This window comes from Vibrio scophthalmi LMG 19158, assembly GCF_000222585.1.
Classification (GTDB): domain Bacteria; phylum Pseudomonadota; class Gammaproteobacteria; order Enterobacterales; family Vibrionaceae; genus Vibrio; species Vibrio scophthalmi.
Window position 1 is genome coordinate 1 of sequence record NZ_AFWE01000064.1, and the last position, 2,703, is coordinate 2,703.

Here is a 2,703-nt window from a genome sequence, read left to right on the forward strand (position 1 = left end):
AAACAGTGTTGGGTCGAAGGTTTTCAGCTCGCCTATCACGTCACCATTGTCATCAAATTGAGTCAAGTCACTCTCATCGAGAGGTTGACCATCATAAAACAGCACGCCAGACTCTGGCAGACTTGTAATCACCACGCCTAGTGGCGTATTGGCAGAATCGTCTTCTTGATCCGAGATGTGGTCATTGTCAGCATTCACGTCATCATTAAAGACAATCGCAGCACTGCCATTTGAATCGAGCGTGACATCGAAATCTTCTGCTTCTGGTGGATTGTCTTTGCTGTCGTCAATCACGACATGCTGACTGGCATTGCTCAAGTCTAGCGCTTCAAAGATGTTGTTGTTTTGACCATCAGTCACTGATATCACGGAAACGGTGAAGGCTTGACCTTCTTCGTACACATCATCTTGAACCGTATCAATGGTAAAGTTCGCGGTATAGCCATCAGGATTAACAATCGCTTGCGCCACTTCAACAATGTCATCACCATCCGCGTTCACGTAATTGTAGCTTAACGTAATGATGCTGCCAGGAGGGGCAAGTGGAGTACCGCTTGGTTTGGCCGGATCCGTTAACGTAATGGTAAATTCACCGGTAGTATCCCCTTCCATCACCGATTCAGGGCCTGTTAATGTCACAATCGCAGCGTCAACATCATCGATAATGGTGGCATCACCATCTACATCGCTTTGTTGATATTCCGTTGTTGCCGCTAGATTAAACGTCTCGTTATTATCAACAATAACGTCGTCGTTAGTCTGCACCAATACTTCAAATTCAGATTCTCCCGCAGGTAAATCGAATTGCACGGTACCGTCATTAGCAACTGATAGAACTTGTGTTGTAGTGCCGAACTTAACCGTCACTTCACTACCATCAAAATCATCTGGGTCTGAAGCTGTACCTTCAGAAAGTGTTAATGTAATTGTCGTATCTGTGGTGCTACTTGATGAAAGTGTTACATCAAAAGTTGCAATCCCACCCTCTTCGACTGTCGGCTCACTCACCGCGGTCACCACTGGGCGATCATCATCCGCTGGAGTTGGGCCTTGTGGATCAACACTGCCGTCATCAAAAATGGTCGCCGTGCCGGTATCGCTGCCTTGCACGCCCACCACACCAACGGCGGTCAGCTCAAAGCTCTCAGGGCCTTCATACACTGGTGCATTGTTGTCATCTACCGTCGGTATCGTTACGCGAATTTCATTCACGCCGGCGGGCAAGATAACATCACCATTATTAGCGACCGTTAAAGCTTCCCAACCACTATTGCCTTCAAACTCAACCACCATCGCGCTGATATCATCACTTTCCGTGGTCACATGATTGATGCCCAAATTAATGGTGGTTGGCGCTTCTGTTGGCATAGAAAGAGAGACGGTAAAGACCGCTTCTTGGCCTTCACTCACGTCCACATCGGCAGACACTTCGATTTGCGGAATATCGACGTTTTCAATATTCCCTTCACCACTCACACCACCAATGGTGAGTGTGTAGTCTTCCGTAATTTCATAAATGCCATCTACTAGCGTTGGGATGACAATACTGAAATTGCTGATACCAATTGGCACTACAATTTCATTCGTATTGGCGTCGTACGTCACACCGTTGGTGAACTGTACCTGACTTAAATCCACGTCGTTATCGGTCGCGGTATCGTCGTTGGCCCCAAAGTCGATGCTGTAACGGCTTTCTTCCAACACGCCGTCTTCCAACTCAACTTGATATACGAGGTTGTCCCCTTCCACCACGATGGTATCGAGCATCTCTATGGATTCTACCTCCACCGGAGTCGGCAGTGGGTTGACGATAATGGATACTTTGGCTTCATCAAAGCCGCCTTTATCGTCGGTGATGACATAATCAAAATGGGTATTCCCGATGAAGTCATCATCTAAATCGATGTAGACGATACCATCCTCTATCCAAATATTGGCATTGTTAGCATCTGACACATGCGTAAAGCGGATATTATCGCCGTCTGGGTCAGCATCGTTGCCCAGCAACTCAGCGACAGGAATTTGCAACACATCCCCTTGGTTTGCGGCGTAGGCACCATCACTGGAGGCTTTAAATCCGGTGAGGAAGTAATCGGAAGAATCAGAGCCGCGACTCGGCTCATTAACAAAGTCGATCGACTCAAACACGATGTTATCAAAAGCGACACCACCTAAAGCGGTTTCATCGAAGCTGTAGGTGCCGTTGCTATTGCCTTCATTCGCAATGAATAAGCCACTCGCGACAGCATTATCACCGAAATAAGCGACCCATTTACCTTGCTCATGGTTGCCAGAGCCACCTTCATTTTTAAACAGGTTAGAGACAGAGAAACTAAATTCAGTCACGGGCTCATCCAGATCAATTCTAAATTGCTCTGATTCGCCCTCTTCACGGTTGTATTGGATTTGCGCACCCGGTCCGCCGTTTTCATCGCCTTCCACACCGCGTTTTACGCCACTTTCGGTAATTCCTTTGTCATCGCCTTGATAGCTCGCGCTGATTTGCGCATCAGGATGGCTCCAATCGTCACCATTAAATTTACCCAATGCCACTTCAAATTCCACCGGATCATCGGTCGCAATCGGCGGCGCATTATCGGCCTCCACAAGGCTAACGGTGCGCTCTTCACTGACATTCTCGTCACTGTCCACGGCGCGATAATCGAAGGTATCGTCTGCGGGGCTCGCTTCAAAGTAACGCAA

At 47.9% G+C, this 2,703-nt stretch carries 1 protein-coding gene; it reads right to left on the bottom strand.

Features of this window, described 5'->3' with window-relative positions; genetic code table 11:
• On the bottom strand, positions 1-2,703 hold a 2,703-nt coding region (locus RH88_RS04285), incomplete at both ends, for an Ig-like domain-containing protein (protein ID WP_040757839.1).